Genomic DNA, 15,429 nt, shown 5'->3' with positions numbered 1-15,429 from the left:
GATTCGCTTCCCTTATTGCGATAGGTTGTTATTTAAATAATAGATCAACATATCGCTCCATACGCCATTCTCCAAGGAGAAGGACTCCCGCCGGCATTCCAACCGGAAGCCAGCTTTTTCTGCCAGCTGGAGCGATGGGGCATTATCGGGATGAATATGCAATTCCAAGCGATGGAAACCAAGCACATTGAAAAACAACTCGGAAGCCGCTTTTACGCTTTCCATTCCATATTCTTGTCTCCAGAACTGATTGTGGATTGAATAGCCCATCATTCCCCATTGATAATCCATACGGAGAATCGTAAACAATTCAATTTTACCGATGTGAACGCCGTCTTGCTTCCTGAAAATGCCTAAGTGATAAAAGTAATCCTTTTCAGCTGCATGATGGTCTTTTTCTACCCAGGCACTAAATGTTTCTGATGTATAATTCTCGATGCCTGTAGGCCTGCCATCATCAAATGGCTGCTGTGAAGGCATTCTTTGTTTCATGGACTCATGCCAATTCGGAAAATCGCTCTTTTCATAAAAGCGGATCAGGAGCCGATCGGTTTCTTTCGATAAAGATAGTGCCGTTTTCATGGAATCCCTCCTATTGCGATATAGTTCATTTATTTGCATAGTTCTTAATGGTATAGAGATCAATAGATATTCCCTCAGGTTCCACATGCCTTTTACTTGCTATGGATAACGGGCTGGTTAAGGATGGACGGTAAACAGAAAGGCGGTTATCGGTCTATTAATCTAATCCTTTCTTCCATTCTTTTTTCACTAGCTTTTGAGTGGCCTCGTTGCCTTCTGCCCACGGAGTTGTTATGTTTTGGTCCATCCAATAGCTGATCCTAAGAGAGCTTCCATCCTTCAATAGTAAGCGGATGAATACACGGTCTTCATCCTTCAATGTGTCAATCGCTCTTGATGTCTGACGCGAAGATAATAAAGGAAGCTGCAGGTACGCATGCAGGAACGGTTCGATGGATTGCTGCGAAAAAGAGTGCAATGGCCGGCTGTCATCTGTACTTTCAAAGGCAATGTTTTCGACTTTGCCCTTTATGTCATATAAGTCGCCGATCGTTTTTGCTTTTGGCTTCTCGTTTGCCTGAAAAATCCGGCCGTCAGCATATACTCTTGAGGAGGTGCGGTAGCCTGATAGACTATAGACCTTTGTTCCTTCCTCAAGAAATGTAGCATCGCCGTTTTTCATCTTATAATTCAAGCACGCGTCCTCAGCCATCCGGTAAGAAATATATCCGATTAATTTGCCTAATTGGGCGTTGGCTATAGTATCTTTTAGTTCGGGATGGCTCTCATAGTGGATATCATTCCATTTCAATGCGTCTATATAATCTATTTGTACATTCGGCGGGCAATTGTTCTGAAATGGGTTGCAGCTGGACAAGAACGGGATAACAGAAAAACAAAGAATAAAAAGAACTAATCGTTTTCTGGCCATATGTCTCCCTCCATTATTTTACTTATATTTGACATGGATTTACTTAATTCCTTTTATAGAACTTAAAAAGAATGAGGGCGAGCCGACTGCTGGCCATATTGAGATGCATAAAATGATTACTAACATTCTTAATCTACAAACATGAAAAACATGTACAATATGGAAATAGAAAAAAGGTGTTGATAAACTTTTATTATCATGATAAAGTTTTATTGCAATAATAAATTATTATCACGATAAGAAATTATCACAATATCGAAAGAGGTGGCAGAGGAGCTGATAGGTTGATTCACGAAATGAATGCATATCTAAAACCTTATTCTTCTATAATGAAATTCTTGGCTAATATACTTGGTGAACAATCGGAGGTCGCCCTTCACGATTTAACGAGAGATGAGCAGACGATTGTTGCGATTGAAAATGGCCATGTCACAGGTAGAAAAGTAGGGGATAACCCTACGAACTTTATTCTTCAAGTGAAGCAAAAGAAGCTATATGCCAAACAGGATTATGTGGCAAACTACAAAGCTGTCGGCAAAGACGGAAGAGTATTCCGCTCATCAAGCTATTTTATTAAAGATGAAAAGGGACAGTTAGTCGGTATGCTTTGTGTCAATACTGATATTGCTTTTTTCCAGAAAGCGAAAGAATTGCTGGAGTACTTTACAACGTTTTCAGAAACGAATAGTGGCCCGGCCGTTAAGAAGATGGAAAGCAATGATGCTGAAGAGTATCTGCACGGCAATTTGGATGATGCATTAGAAACGGTAGTAACCGACCAATTGGCTAAGAGCAATATACCATTTGAAAGAATGTCTCCTGAAGAGAAAACAGCATTCATCAAAACACTGTACGACCAAGGTGTGTTTTTATTGAAGAGCAGTGTCCATAGGGTGAGCAGCTTGCTTCAAACTTCAGAACCAACTGTGTATCGCTATTTGCAGAAAGTGAAAGAAACGTCTAAGCAGACATAAGAGCCATGAAGTGCGTGAAAGTTTGCTCACAAATTCACAATCTTAAAGAGTGAATCAGACGGATATACATAAAGTCGATAGATGCCTCTTTTTTTACTCGATTTTGTGAATTAATTCACAAATTAGCCATAATGTTTGACGATCGGCATCATTGGCTTTATTAAACAAAAGATCGAAGGGGGCCAAAAATGAATTACGTAGACCTACAACACGTACTTGAAAAAGAATTGATCGTTGCTGTCGGTTGCACAGAGCCTATAGCGATTGCTTATGCAGCCGCAGTGGCAGCTGAAAAAACAACAGCACCGATTAAATCCATTACGCTTTCATGCAGCCGAAATGTGATTAAAAATGCCATGGCTGTTGCCATCCCTGGAAGAAACCATACTGGAATTGCTTTCGTAGGGGCTTTGGGGGCAATTGTAAAAGGATCGGAAAAAAAATTATCCCTTATTGAAAAAGCTTCTTCTGAACAAGAAGAACAGGCGTTAGCTCTTTGCAACAATGGCATGGTGAAGGTTGTGGAAGCGATTTCTCCTAAAGTGTTAGTCATTGATGCGACAATTGAGACAGAAAATGAAACTGTGCAGGTTGTCATCGAAGATGAACATACTTTAATCACGTCCATTAAAGTTAATGGCGAAGAGCAATGTGCATTGAATGAGGGCAAGGGCAGCGAAGAAGGAAGCAAAGATGAAGCTGATTTCACTTTGGACGATATTGTTCAATTTGCTTTACATTGCCCATTGTCTAAATTGGATCTTGTCAAAAGAAGCATCGAAATGAACTTGGAAGTCGCCAATCATGGACTTGAGAATGAATATGGGCTTCAGGTCGGCAAGATGATCAAAGAACAAATGCAGGACGGCCTTTTATCTGATGACCTCGCCAATCATGCCATGAGTTATGCGGCAGCTGGATCGGATGCGCGCATGGGCGGAGCAACCTTGCCGGTTATGGCCAACTCAGGCAGCGGTAACCAAGGAATAGCCGTTACGTTGCCGGTTGTGGCAGTGGCGAGAAAACTTGGTGCAGACGAAGAAGAAATGATCCGTGCAGTTGCGATCAGTCATTTGATTGCAATCTTCATCAAAAATCAATTCGGCCGTTTATCTGCTTTGTGCGGAGTGACTATCGCAGGTGCAAGCTCTGCGGCAGCCATTACTTTCCTGCTAGGCGGCAATACAGAGCAAATGTATTATTCCATCCAGAATACACTTGGAAATGTAACGGGAATGTTATGTGACGGAGCGAAAGCCGGCTGTGCCATGAAGGTGGCGACATGTTCAGGAGCTGCCGTGCAAGCAGCGCTGCTGGCCAAGAAGGGTATCTGCATTTCCGGTACGAACGGATTTGTAGAAAAGGATGTTAACGATACAATCCGCAACTTCAGCCAAATCGGAAATGAAGGTTCTCCGACTTTGGATACAATCGTGTTAAAGCAAATGTTAAATAAAAAATAAATAGACTATAAGAAATAAGGTGCTCATTAATGAATTCAGTAATCTTTGTTGGGTTAAACATCGCAGCATTATTAGCAATGGTTTTTGTTTTATATCGTATGCAAACAAAATATGTTTCCTTCTCTAAGCGTGTATTCGCGGGTCTTGGAATGGGTATCGCATTCGGTGCAATCATGCAGTTTGCATTTGGATCTGATTCTGAAGTTGTTAAAACGTCGACCGACTGGTTCGGTATTATCGGTAACGGTTATGTTCGCTTACTGAAAATGATCGTTATGCCATTGATCATGGTTTCAATTATTTCTGCAATGACGAACTTAAAGTCTTCTAAGGGCTTAGGTAAAATGGCAGGTTTAATCATCGGGGTGTTGGTTTTCACGACTCTGATTGCAGCATCAGTAGGTATTCTTTCTGCTAACGTATTTGATTTGAACGCTGAGTCTATCCAGGCTGGACAAGCTGAGGAAGCGCGCAGCCAGGAACTAGAAGGCAAAGTAGAACAAGCTAACACGTCCATTCCGCAAAAAATGCTGGAATTCATTCCTACAAATCCGTTTGAGGATATGGCAGGCGGACGTTCTACTTCCACACTTGGCGTTGTAATCTTCTCAGCATTCGTAGGTGTGGCGGCTCTTGGAATCCGCAGGAAAAAACCAGAAGCATTTGAGACTTTCCATAAAATTGTCGGGGCTATGTATGCAATCGTTATGCGTATTGTTACACTAATCCTTCGTTTAACGCCATTCGGTGTATTAGCATTGATGGCAAGTACAATCGCAACAACAAGTGTAGATGGCATCATCAATCTATCGACATTCGTAATCGCCTCTTATGCAGCATTGATTACTATGATCGTGGTTCACTTAGTATTAGTAACAGCAGTTGGTTTAAATCCTATCCAGTTTATTAAAAAAGCATTGCCGGCATTAACATTTGCATTCACATCACGTACGAGTGCAGGTACAATTCCATTGAATGTAAAAGCGCAAACTAAAGGTATGGGTATTTCTGAAAGTGTTGCAAACTTTGCTGCTTCTTTCGGATCATCTATCGGCCAAAACGGCTGTGCAGGTATCTATCCTGCTATGCTTGCTGTTATGATTGCTCCAACGGTAGGCATTAACCCAATGGATCCTGGATTCATTCTGCAAGTAGTGGCAATTGTTGCTATTTCATCATTCGGTGTTGCCGGTGTCGGCGGCGGGGCGACTTTCGCGGCGCTAATCGTACTTTCTGCATTGAACTTGCCGGTTGGCCTAGCAGGTCTATTGATTTCAATCGAACCACTAATCGATATGGGACGTACGGCAGTTAACGTATCAGGCTCAATGACTGCTGGTGCTGTATCAGCTAAAATCTTGGGTGAAATCGATACAACAGTTTACAATAGTAATACGGATCTTTCAGATGATGAAGATTCTGAAGATGTAGCATAATAAACATAGCATGGAGTGGGCTGGGTTCATTCAGGAACCCTCCCGCTTTCATATTTAGCAAACAGCTTGTATGGGAGAAAGGAAGAATACAATGAGAATTATCATTATCGGCGGTGAAGCAGCGGGAATGAGTGCTGCTGCAAAAGCAAAACGTATGGCAAAGGATGCAAGTGTTGTCGTATATGAAATGAGCGATATCGTATCATTCGGAGCATGCGGGCTGCCTTATTATGTAGGAGACTTCTATGATAACAGCGATCGGATGATTGCCAGAACAGCTGAGAAATTCAGAGAGTCCGGTATCGAAGTGCAAACACTTCATCAGGTCACATCCGTGGATGCCCAAAATAAAAAAATGACTGTAAAAAACCTGGCTACTGGAGACGTATTCGAAGATCAATACGACCGTTTATTTGTTGCTACAGGTGCCTCAGCGATTATACCTCCATTTGAAGGCAAGGAACTTGAAAATGTATTTACACTGAAGACAATGGAAGACGGCATTGCTTTGAAGGAAGCGGCACAACAGGAAGAAAACAAGAATATTGTTGTAATCGGGGCTGGATATATCGGTCTTGAAGTCGTTGAAGCCATGAAGAAATTGGGCAAGGAAGTAACTCTAATCCAACTTACAGACCATATCCTTCCTGACAGCTTCGACAGTGAAATCGCTGAAATCCTGGAAGAAGAAATCCGCTCGCACCAAGTGAACCTAAAGCTTGCGGAAATGGTCACTTCACTGAAAGGTGAAGGGAAAGTCCAAGCAGTTACAACTGATAAAGGCGAGTACAAAGCAGATATCGTTGTCATTGCGACAGGCGTAAGGCCAAATACAGCTTTCCTAAAGGAAACTGGCATTGATATGCTTGGAAACGGTGCAATCAAAATCAACGACCGCGGAGAAACATCTTTACAGGATGTGTATGCAGCGGGAGATTGTGCAAGCGTGTACCATCTTGTCCGTAAAGAAGATGTATACATCCCTCTTGCAACGACTGCCAATAAAATCGGCCGCATCATCGGTGAAAATTTGGCTGGAAGTGCGTCAACATTTGAAGGGACTTTGGGTTCAGCCTGCTTGAAGGTAATGGATTTTGAAGCTGGCCGTACAGGCATCGGCGAAAAAGAAGCAGAGAAAATGGGCATTCCATATAAAACAGTGTTCATTTCCGACAAAAACCAAACAAATTACTATCCTGGACAAGAGTCTATCCATGCGAAGCTTGTCTACCATGCAGAAACAAAAGTTATCCTAGGCGGGCAGATTGTCGGCAAGAACGGAGCAGTTTTGCGTGTAGACGCTTTGGCGGTAGCCATTTACAGCGGCTTGACAACTTCACAATTGGGCATGATGGACTTCTGTTACGCTCCACCGTTTGCAAGAACATGGGACGTTATGAATGTAGCAGGCAATGTAGCGAAATAATAGATCTCTCAGGCCCCGCCAACTTGGCGGGGCTTTTTTTGTATCTCGCCTCTTTATGAATAGGTTCTCTGCAATGGATAAAAAATAAGCGGTAAGGATTCGTTTTCGGGCGATTCTCACTATATGTTTCCCTGTGGCAATCCGTCCCGGGAAATGACAGAGAGGGAGATCTATGGATCTATTCAGCATTATTATCATTTTTATTTTATTTTTGGCTCTGCTCTATTTTCTGTGGAGAATGCAAAAGAAATATATTTCGTTTCCGAAGCGTGTGTTTACCGGCTTGGGGCTTGGAATTGCATTTGGAGCTCTTCTTCAACTTTTATATGGTTCGGATTCCGATATCATCCAGACTGTAACGGATTGGTTCGGAATCGTAGGCAATGGATATGTAAGGCTGCTGAAAATGATTGTTATGCCGCTAATCATTGTTTCGATCACTTCTGCAATTGCCAATGTAGACTCCGGTAAAAACCTTGGAAAGCTGGCAGGATTAATCATTGCCATTCTTGTATTTACTACATTAGTTGCTGCGAGCATTGGCGTTTTTTCTGCCAATGCCTTTCACCTGAATGCCGAAAATATCCAAGCGGGCGCGGCAGAAGAAGATAGGGCGCAGGAATTGGAAGGGCAGGTTGGGACAGCGACGACCTCCATACCAAAGAAAATATTAGATTTTATCCCGACAAATCCGTTTGAAGATATGACAGGCGCTAGGCCTACATCGACATTGGGTGTTGTCATTTTTTCCGCATTCATAGGGATCGCTTCGTTAGGTGTGCGCAAAAAGAAGCCGGAGAAATTCGATATTTTCAAAAAAATGGTGGATGCCCTGTATGCGGTTGTAATGAGGGTTGTTACATTGATTCTGAGACTGACCCCATTCGGTGTTCTCGCCTTAATGACGATAACGATCGCTACAACAAAGGTGGCGGGAATCATTAATTTATCGGCCTTCGTCATCGCCTCTTATGCGGCTTTAATAGCGATGATTGCCGTACACTTGTTGCTGGTCTTCTTTGTCGGTCTAAACCCTTTGCAATTCCTAAAAAAAGCGATGCCTGCATTGACTTTTGCTTTTACATCCAGGACAAGTGCCGGTACAATCCCAATTAATGTCCAAGTACAGACAAAGGAGATGGGGGTGCCAGAAGGAGGCGCCAACTTGGCGGCAACACTGGGAGCATCCATCGGGCAGAATGGCTGCGCAGGTATATATCCAGCTATGCTTGCGGTCATGATTGCTCCTACGGTCGGCATTGATCCATTAAGTCCGGGATTCATTATCCAGCTGGTCATTATCGTGGCTATTTCTTCCTTTGGAGTGGCAGGTGTCGGCGGAGGTGCGACTTTTGCAGCTTTAATTGTATTGTCCGCGATGAATCTTCCAGTAGGATTGGCAGGCTTGCTTATTTCAATCGAGCCATTAATCGATATGGGGAGAACCGCAGTCAATGTGTCAGGAAGCATGACTGCAGGCGTGGTTTCAGCCAAACTGATGCATGATTTGGACGTAGGTGTGTTTCAGGATTCGTCCAAGAAAGACGTTGGGGATGAGGTATAAACCCATAATAAGCCAACGATGGAATCCCGCCTACAGGCTTTAGAGAACGTATTGTTTGTTTATATAGTCTGAAACGAACAGGTGTGAAACCTGTTCGTTTTCATTTAGGCCTCTTGCATCTCATGCTGATTAAGAGAAAGGCCTTTACCGGTAAAGAAAATCGAATACCATGCTCCCCTATGGCCCCATTCTGGCGATTGTGTGAGCCATTTGTGTAAATAAATTGAAACAAAAGGAACAAAAACTGACTGAGGGAAGTTTCTTTGTTTGATTAACAGAAAATAGTCTATATAATAAGTACGGTGAATAGTCAAAACTTTAGATAGGACAATATATCCCGGGGAGGAATCAGCATGCAGCAACTGAAGAATAAGACAGCGATCATTACTGGCGCAGGTAAGGGAATCGGCAGGGCAACCGCTATTGATTTGGCGAAGGAAGGGCTCAATCTGGGTTTGCTTGCCAGAAGTGAAACAGAACTTCAAAAACTGTGTTCCCAACTGGAACAAACATATGGGATTAAAGCCGTTTATGCGATTGCGGATGTTTCCGACCAACAACAGGTGGAACGGGCAATCGATTCAATTATAGAGAAATTGGGCAAAGTGGATATATTAATCAACAATGCCGGAATGGCCCAATTTGGAGCCTTCCTTGAAATGGATCCTAAAGATTGGGAAAGAATCATTCAAGTGAATCTAATGGGGACTTACTATGTTACCCGAAAGGTGCTTCCTGAAATATTGAAGCAGAAAGAAGGAAGCATCATAAATGTTTCTTCAACTGCGGGTGAGAAAGGGTTTGCGACGGGAAGCGCATATGCGGCTTCAAAGTTTGCAGTATTAGGGCTGACTGAATCATTGATGCAGGAAGTGCGAAAGCAGAATATTCGTGTCACTGCCATCACTCCTAGCACAGTCAATACAGATTTGGCAGTGAACAGCGGTTTGAAAATTGGTGAAGAAGGCCGGATGATGCAACCAGAAGATGTTGCTGAGTTGATTTTATCCATCCTGCAATTGCCGCAGCGCGTTTTCATTAAAACATCAGGAATTTGGACGACTAACCCGCAATAAGGGGACATACAGGGAAAGAGGCAGCTATATCAGCTTCTTTCCCTGTGTAAATAAAATGTTTATTCATTGTAAACTTTTGTATGTTTTTTTTATAAATAATGCTAAAATAAAATGACAGTTTTGAATAACCTCAACCTGTCAATATACTATAGAGTAGGAGGGAACTTATGAAAAGGCTAGCACGTATACACCCTTTGCTCTTTTTGATACCCTTGCTTTTGACAGGACCCATGTATTCCATCCTCAATCAATCAACTGCAGGAGCTTATCCTATTTCCATCCCATTGGACAAAAGCATTCCATTTGTGAAAGAGTTTATTATTCCGTACGTGGTATGGTATCCGTTTATTTATAGTTCTCTGATTTATTTATGCTATAAGGAGCGGAAGCTGTATTTTGTGGCGTTGAGTTCTTTGCTTGCGGGAAAGATTATTTCTTTTATCGTCTATGCCGTATGGCAGACTACGGTTCCGCGCCCTGTGGTTACGGGGGACGATGTATTCTCCCAGCTGGTCCGCTTCATCTATAGCCATGACCAGCCTGTGAATTGTTTTCCGAGCATCCATGTATTGACGACTTTTATCATTATATTGGCTATGATTAAGCGGCGTAAGGAGACACCATGGCTTTCCTCTATTTCCGTCATTATAGGAATTATGATAATAGCTTCTACGTTATTTACGAAGCAGCATGCCATTCTCGATGTTCTTTCAGGGCTGGGCTTGGGGGCTGTATTGTATACATCTTCTTATGCATTATGGTCATACGCATGGAAACCAAAATCCGTAAAGTTCAAGGTGAGGGAACATGCAGGGGAAATCAGGAAATAAACCAAACGTAGTGGCTGCCCATCTGTATATACTGTTACTTATGGATAAAATAAGGGTAAAATAGGCATATTCATATAGATAGTATGTCAGGAGATTGCCATGATTAGGATATTAGCCATTGATGAAAACAATGAATTGATTTTCGATCCGCCTATAACGGAACTAAACGAGTTTAAGTGGTATTGGGTGGATTTCAATATGCCGGAAAAGGATGAAATTGCTTTGCTTGACACTGCATTCCATTTTCATCCTCTTGCTGTTGAAGATTGCGTTGAACGATTGCAAAGGCCGAAGATGGATTATTATGAAAACCTTAGCTTCCTTGTCATTCAGGCGCTCAATGAAGAAACACTGGAGGCCCATGAGGTCGATTTATTTATTGGAGAACGCTTTATTGTTACATTCCATTATGAAAACCTGAAGGAGTTAAATTACACTTGGGAGCTGTTCGAAAAGAAGAATGATTTAATCCGCCATACAGCAGTTGAAGTGAGTTATACCATATTGGATAAAATTGTAGATACATTTTTCCCAATCGTCCAGCGCCTGGAAGATCGGATATTAATGATCGAAAATCTTCATGAATCGAAAAAGGCACATGATTCAGTTATACACAAAACCTTTGAAGTCAGGAAGGATTTATTGACTGTCAGGAAGACAATCCTTCCGATGCGTGATCTTATCTACCGTATCCTGGAATCAAAGCGTTTTATCATTCAGGAACAGAAAAGAGCGTACTTTAAGGATATATATGATCATCTATTGAAACTTAGCGAAATGATAGAATCCAATCGCGAATTAAGCTCGGATATCAGGGACAACTATATTTCGTTGAATTCCTTCCGGATGAATAACATTATGAAGACTTTGACTGTCATTACAACGATTTTTATGCCGCTTACATTCATTGCCGGTCTTTACGGCATGAATTTTGTCAATATGCCTGAGTTAAAATGGCATTGGGGGTACTTCGTTATTTTGGCTGTCATGTTCATTATGGGCTTGGTTATGTTCTTGTGGTTCAAACATAAAGGCTGGTTTGAAGATGAATAGTCGGAAGGAAGCCTAACAGGTAAACCGTTAGGCTTCTTTTGGGTTGAATGCAAGAAGGCGGAATATCTGAAACCTTTGGAATTCTTATCCGTATAGTATATATACAGAGAAATGGAGATGATTCTGAAGTGAGTGATAAAGGATGTTTAAAATGTGGAAGTACGGATGCCGGCCAGAAGGATGTAGCGATGACTGGAACCGGGCTTTCTAAAATGTTCGATGTGCAGCATAACCAGTTTACAGTCGTATACTGCAAGAAGTGCGGCTATTCGGAATTCTATAATAAACAATCCTCAACGGGAAGCAATTTATTGGATTTATTTTTTGGGTAATTAATAAGGCCCCTCCTTTTCTAAGAAAAGGAGGGGCCTTTCATGTTAATCATTATGCTCTAGTGTGTTGATTGTACCAGTTGATGAAGTTATCAACTACAACATTCAGGAATGCAAGTGTCGGTTCGTGGATCAATTCGCCTTCTGCGTTCACTTTTTCATGCACTTGGCCGACATAGAATTCGTTTCCTGGCAGCAAAGGTGATGAAACGCCAGGTGAGAATAAGATGTCGCGTAAATGCAATTGTGCACGGACTGTTCCCATTGTTCCCATTGAGGCGCCTATAATCCAGGATGGTTTTCCGATAAGGACCTTTTCGCCGCGCGATAACCAGTCGATCGCATTTTTCAATACGCCTGGTATGGAGTAGTTATACTCGGGAGTCACCCAAAGAATGGCATCCGCTTCTTTTACTTTATTGATAAAGGCCACTACAGGAGCCGGAAGTGCATGTTCGGTATCCTCATTATAGAATGGCAGGTCGTTCACCATAAGGATCTCCATATCAAATTTATCCGCATATGTTTTTTGGACAAATTTCGTTAGTTTCATATTATATGAATCTTTACGATTACTGCCTACAATTGCTGCAATTTTCATTTCTATTCCTCCGAATATAAGTTTTTGTGTTTTATATCAACTGAAAAATAATAGGGCTATTGCTGGCTTACGTTCTTTCTGATAATCATTAACAGCCTCTTCAATTCGCCTATTTCTTCTTCCGTTAATCCCTTGCTGATTAATTCTCTTGTGACAGTGGATATATTCTCAACAGCGTCCTTCAATTCCTTGCCGGCTTCGGTTAAAAATATTTTAGAAGATCTGTGGTCCACTGGGCATTTTGCTCTGATGAGAAATCCTTTTTTCTCAAGGCTGTCAAGCATTCTGGCAACGCTCGATTTATCTTTATTAAGCTGTACGGCAATCTGATTTTGTGAAAGCCCTTCTTCTTTCAACAATAAAGCGATGATCAAATGCTGCTCAGGTGCAAGTTGTAGCGGCGCCAATATGGTTTTGAGATAGTTGGTTATTTCCAAATCGGTTGTATGGATTAATACACCTACATGTTTTGTAATTGTCTTCTCTATGACTACCACCTATTTCGTTGATATAGCAACTATTTGCTTATTAATTATCCGAAATTCAAATAAATATGTCAATTAAGATGCTTATGTATGTTGAAGAACAATATATAGGACGATGGTTACGATAATATTCCTGGTTAGGAATAAAGTGGAATTAATAGAATATTTACGTTAGAATGGTTATATTCTGGATGAAGCAGATGGGGGTTTATGATGGAAAGAAAGATAAAAGTCTCTTATGTATTCTTGGTGGTGACATTGCTTTTAGCCATTGTTAATTATGTGATTATTGGTTCAGTGCCCATGCAATCGATCAATTCAAGCACCTTTACAAGTTGGACAACCATTGGGTTCCTGAATGCATCCGTTATTTTGCTGGTTCTTTTTCCGGTGATTGGCTTGGGGAGCGCGTATAAAGGCTCTCGAAGCAAATACAGAAAATGGCTATTGATCGGCCATGGAATTTGTATCTGTACCATCTCCAGCTATGCATGCTATATCGGCTATCTGCATGTATCTGCTTTATTTTCGTCATAATGAAAGGTAGAAAGAATAGCTATGCGATTGGACTGCTGGCATGTTAGCAAGCAGCTTTTAGGTACGGCTGTGTCCAATATGTGTCCATGATTCAGCGGGTTGTACACATCCGTTTATTATGATCGATTTGGAGTAAAGCCGTTTTTTACGCATTAATTGTTTGGGAGGAATTAGTTTGGATAAAGAGCTGCAATTGGCCCAGCAACCCTTCATTCCCGTCATACTTGGCGGAAATCTAGGCGCATATGCCATTGCCAGATCATTTCATGAAGAATATGAAGTTAATAGTATTATTATTTCAGCTGTAGAAACAGGGCCAGTGAAGAATTCTGCGATTATCTATAACTGGGTTGAACCGAACATGCAGAATGAAGATATTTTGATCAAACAATTGAAAAGAATCGAGAATCGGTATCCTGGCCTGCCGAAACTATTGATTGGAAGCGATGATTGGCATGTTGAGATCATAGTCGCTATTCGCGGCCACTTTGGCGATGAATGGACCATTCCATATATAACAGAGCAGTTATTTAATGAGTTGACGGATAAATCTTTATTTTATCGGTTGTGCGATCAAATAGGGGTCGATTGTCCCAGGACGATTGCAATTGATTGCAGCGACATGGCAACTATGCCGGCCGTTCCTTTCCCGTTTCCTGTTGTGTTAAAGCCATCAAAATCAGTGGATTATGTCCATTTGCAATTTGAGGGCAAAATGAAGGCCTATATTCTGCATACAGAAGCAGAATGGGAAGAAACGCTTTCCTTGGTTGTGGATGCTGGATTTAAAGGCATTATGCTGGCACAGGAATTCGTTCCGGGAAACGACACTGCCATGCATGTCCTTACATGCTTCAGCGATCAAGAGGGGGAAGTCATCCTTTCGTCCATGGGGCAAACCTTGCTGGAGGACCATACACCTGGTGGTATAGGGAACCCATTGGCTATCCGCACTGTGTACAATGAAAAAGTGATAGAACAAGCAACTAAGCTTTTGGAATATTGCCGGTATATAGGTTTTTCTAATTTTGATATTAAATTTGATGAGCGGGACGGGACCTATAAATTTTTTGAAATAAATGCACGATTAGGCAGAAGTAATTATTATGTGACAGCCCAGGGAAATAATGTGGCGCGCTATTACGTGGAGTGCTTTCTATACAATCGGCCTCTGGAGCCAGTATTTGGCGGAGAGGATGTATTGTTTTCACTTGTCCCTAAGAATCTTCTTCTCTCGCAGTTAAAAGAAGAAAAGCAGATAATTGAAAAGGTGGAATCGCTTTACGGAAAGGGAGCAGTCGAGCATCCTTTACGTTATTATCCGGCCGATTCCAATATACATAGACGATTGTATGATGTTGCCTCTTCAATGAATTATTATGTGAAGTTTAAAAAATATCCGGCTCCAAATCAGTGATGGAGCATGGGAGCATGGGAGAATCGGTATGAATAAGTGTATTGGCGTACTAGGGGGATTGGGCCCGCAGGCGACTGTTCTTTTTATGGAAGATGTCATTAAATGGACGGAAGCGGAGCGTGACCAGGAACATGTGAATTGTATTGTTATCCAGCATGCCTCTGTTCCTGACCGGACCGCATTCATTTTGGATAGCAGTAAAGCCGATCCTTTTCCTTTTTTGCTGGAAGACGTTAGAAAGTTAACGGAGTGCGGAGTGGAATGTATTGTCCTTCCGTGCAATACGGCCCATTATTTTTATGGCGAGCTCCAATCGTCCACAGATGTTCCGATTATCCATATGATCCGCGAAACCGTTGAAACAATGGCACAGGAATTTCCCGATTTACGGAAGGTCGGTATCCTGGCTACTGAAGGGACGATAGCATCGGGGCTTTACCATCAAGAGATGGAAGGAAAAAAGATGCAGATCATTGCAACGCCTGCTGGCATTCAAGAAGACGTGAATACCTTGATTTATGAGCAAGTAAAGAAACAAAACGACATTGATTTCGGCTTATACATGTCTGTGTTGGATCGGATGGCGAATCTGGGATGTGAGGGCATCATACTTGGATGTACAGAGCTTTCTGTTGTCCATTCACAATTTGGCTGCATATCTGCAGTTGAGGTGATTGATGCGCAACAGGTCCTTGTAAAGAAAACAATCCAAATAGCTGGGAAGAAGAGTAAATATAGAGATGCATTGGCATCTAAAGATATGAATTAAAAACGTGCTGGGG

General features: G+C 41.9%; 16 protein-coding genes. 12 read left to right on the top strand and 4 right to left on the bottom strand.

Features of this window, described 5'->3' with window-relative positions; all coding sequences use genetic code 11:
• Positions 1–12 precede the first annotated feature (12 nt).
• Both ABC357_RS13630 and ABC357_RS13625 read right to left on the bottom strand, forming a co-directional pair.
• Positions 13–582, bottom strand: a complete 570-nt coding sequence (locus tag ABC357_RS13630) for a GNAT family N-acetyltransferase (RefSeq protein WP_412888039.1) — start codon at positions 580–582, stop codon at positions 13–15.
• A 157-nt stretch (positions 583–739) separates the two neighbouring features.
• Positions 740–1,453 (bottom strand): hypothetical protein, encoded by a 714-nt coding sequence (locus ABC357_RS13625; protein ID WP_412888038.1) that lies wholly within the window; start codon positions 1,451–1,453, stop codon positions 740–742.
• Positions 1,454–1,749: 296 nt separating this feature from the next.
• Here ABC357_RS13625 and ABC357_RS13620 point away from each other — a divergent pair, with 296 nt between their 5' ends.
• The 9 genes from ABC357_RS13620 (at position 1,750) to ABC357_RS13580 (ending at position 11,607) form a co-directional block, all read left to right on the top strand.
• Positions 1,750–2,427: a helix-turn-helix transcriptional regulator gene (locus tag ABC357_RS13620; RefSeq protein ID WP_412888037.1), complete on the top strand. Its 678-nt coding sequence runs from the start codon at positions 1,750–1,752 to the stop codon at positions 2,425–2,427.
• A gap of 188 nt (positions 2,428–2,615) precedes the next feature.
• Positions 2,616–3,890, top strand: a complete 1,275-nt coding sequence (locus ABC357_RS13615) for an L-cysteine desulfidase family protein (protein WP_412888036.1) — start codon at positions 2,616–2,618, stop codon at positions 3,888–3,890.
• A gap of 29 nt (positions 3,891–3,919) precedes the next feature.
• On the top strand, positions 3,920–5,326 hold the full coding sequence (locus ABC357_RS13610; protein WP_412888035.1) for an L-cystine transporter: 1,407 nt from the start codon (positions 3,920–3,922) through the stop codon (positions 5,324–5,326).
• 91 nt (positions 5,327–5,417) lie between these two features.
• Positions 5,418–6,752, top strand: coding sequence for a CoA-disulfide reductase (locus ABC357_RS13605; protein ID WP_412888034.1), 1,335 nt, complete (start codon positions 5,418–5,420; stop codon positions 6,750–6,752).
• 172 nt (positions 6,753–6,924) lie between these two features.
• The gene (locus ABC357_RS13600) at positions 6,925–8,316 is read left to right on the top strand and encodes an L-cystine transporter (protein WP_412888033.1); all 1,392 of its coding nucleotides are present in this window, start codon (positions 6,925–6,927) and stop codon (positions 8,314–8,316) included.
• 353 nt (positions 8,317–8,669) lie between these two features.
• On the top strand, positions 8,670–9,392 hold the full coding sequence (locus tag ABC357_RS13595; RefSeq protein WP_412888032.1) for a 3-ketoacyl-ACP reductase: 723 nt from the start codon (positions 8,670–8,672) through the stop codon (positions 9,390–9,392).
• A 167-nt stretch (positions 9,393–9,559) separates the two neighbouring features.
• Positions 9,560–10,222, top strand: coding sequence for a phosphatase PAP2 family protein (locus ABC357_RS13590; protein WP_412888031.1), 663 nt, complete (start codon positions 9,560–9,562; stop codon positions 10,220–10,222).
• Positions 10,223–10,321: 99 nt separating this feature from the next.
• Positions 10,322–11,275 (top strand): magnesium/cobalt transporter CorA, encoded by a 954-nt coding sequence (gene corA, locus ABC357_RS13585; RefSeq protein WP_412888030.1) that lies wholly within the window; start codon positions 10,322–10,324, stop codon positions 11,273–11,275.
• Positions 11,276–11,403: 128 nt separating this feature from the next.
• Entirely contained in the window at positions 11,404–11,607 is a 204-nt protein-coding gene (locus ABC357_RS13580) for a zinc ribbon domain-containing protein (RefSeq protein ID WP_412888029.1), read from the top strand.
• Between the two features lie 52 nt (positions 11,608–11,659).
• Here the strand turns inward: ABC357_RS13580 and ABC357_RS13575 are convergent, their stop codons facing one another.
• Entirely contained in the window at positions 11,660–12,208 is a 549-nt protein-coding gene (locus ABC357_RS13575) for an NADPH-dependent FMN reductase (RefSeq protein WP_412888028.1), read from the bottom strand.
• A gap of 56 nt (positions 12,209–12,264) precedes the next feature.
• The gene (locus tag ABC357_RS13570) at positions 12,265–12,705 is read right to left on the bottom strand and encodes a MarR family winged helix-turn-helix transcriptional regulator (protein WP_412888027.1); all 441 of its coding nucleotides are present in this window, start codon (positions 12,703–12,705) and stop codon (positions 12,265–12,267) included.
• Positions 12,706–12,906: 201 nt separating this feature from the next.
• Here ABC357_RS13570 and ABC357_RS13565 point away from each other — a divergent pair, with 201 nt between their 5' ends.
• The 3 genes from ABC357_RS13565 (at position 12,907) to cuyB (ending at position 15,416) form a co-directional block, all read left to right on the top strand.
• Complete coding sequence (locus tag ABC357_RS13565; protein ID WP_412888026.1) at positions 12,907–13,230, top strand: hypothetical protein; 324 nt, start codon at positions 12,907–12,909, stop codon at positions 13,228–13,230.
• A gap of 175 nt (positions 13,231–13,405) precedes the next feature.
• Positions 13,406–14,647, top strand: coding sequence for a carboxylate--amine ligase (locus tag ABC357_RS13560; protein WP_412888025.1), 1,242 nt, complete (start codon positions 13,406–13,408; stop codon positions 14,645–14,647).
• Between the two features lie 28 nt (positions 14,648–14,675).
• Positions 14,676–15,416, top strand: coding sequence for a cysteate racemase (gene cuyB / locus ABC357_RS13555; RefSeq protein WP_412888024.1), 741 nt, complete (start codon positions 14,676–14,678; stop codon positions 15,414–15,416).
• Positions 15,417–15,429: the final 13 nt, after the last annotated feature.

This window comes from Bacillus kalamii (assembly GCF_047238185.1).
Taxonomy (GTDB): Bacteria; Bacillota; Bacilli; order Bacillales; family DSM-1321; genus Bacillus_AD.
The sequence above is the reverse complement of the archived record's forward strand: the minus strand, read 5'-3'. Positions and strand labels throughout refer to the sequence as shown.

Excerpts from the sequence above, each read along its gene's own strand:
- ABC357_RS13625 (WP_412888038.1), bottom strand. The coding sequence starts at position 1,453 with ATGGCCAGAAAACGATTAGTTCTTTTTATTCTTTGTTTTTCTGTTATC.
- ABC357_RS13620 (WP_412888037.1), top strand. The coding sequence starts at position 1,750 with ATGAATGCATATCTAAAACCTTATTCTTCTATAATGAAATTCTTGGCT.
- ABC357_RS13615 (WP_412888036.1), top strand. The coding sequence starts at position 2,616 with ATGAATTACGTAGACCTACAACACGTACTTGAAAAAGAATTGATCGTT.
- ABC357_RS13565 (WP_412888026.1), top strand. The coding sequence starts at position 12,907 with ATGGAAAGAAAGATAAAAGTCTCTTATGTATTCTTGGTGGTGACATTG.
- ABC357_RS13595 (WP_412888032.1), top strand. The coding sequence starts at position 8,670 with ATGCAGCAACTGAAGAATAAGACAGCGATCATTACTGGCGCAGGTAAG.
- ABC357_RS13630 (WP_412888039.1), bottom strand. The coding sequence starts at position 582 with ATGAAAACGGCACTATCTTTATCGAAAGAAACCGATCGGCTCCTGATC.
- ABC357_RS13610 (WP_412888035.1), top strand. The coding sequence starts at position 3,920 with ATGAATTCAGTAATCTTTGTTGGGTTAAACATCGCAGCATTATTAGCA.
- cuyB (WP_412888024.1), top strand. The coding sequence starts at position 14,676 with ATGAATAAGTGTATTGGCGTACTAGGGGGATTGGGCCCGCAGGCGACT.
- ABC357_RS13600 (WP_412888033.1), top strand. The coding sequence starts at position 6,925 with ATGGATCTATTCAGCATTATTATCATTTTTATTTTATTTTTGGCTCTG.
- ABC357_RS13590 (WP_412888031.1), top strand. The coding sequence starts at position 9,560 with ATGAAAAGGCTAGCACGTATACACCCTTTGCTCTTTTTGATACCCTTG.
- ABC357_RS13605 (WP_412888034.1), top strand. The coding sequence starts at position 5,418 with ATGAGAATTATCATTATCGGCGGTGAAGCAGCGGGAATGAGTGCTGCT.
- ABC357_RS13575 (WP_412888028.1), bottom strand. The coding sequence starts at position 12,208 with ATGAAAATTGCAGCAATTGTAGGCAGTAATCGTAAAGATTCATATAAT.
- corA (WP_412888030.1), top strand. The coding sequence starts at position 10,322 with ATGATTAGGATATTAGCCATTGATGAAAACAATGAATTGATTTTCGAT.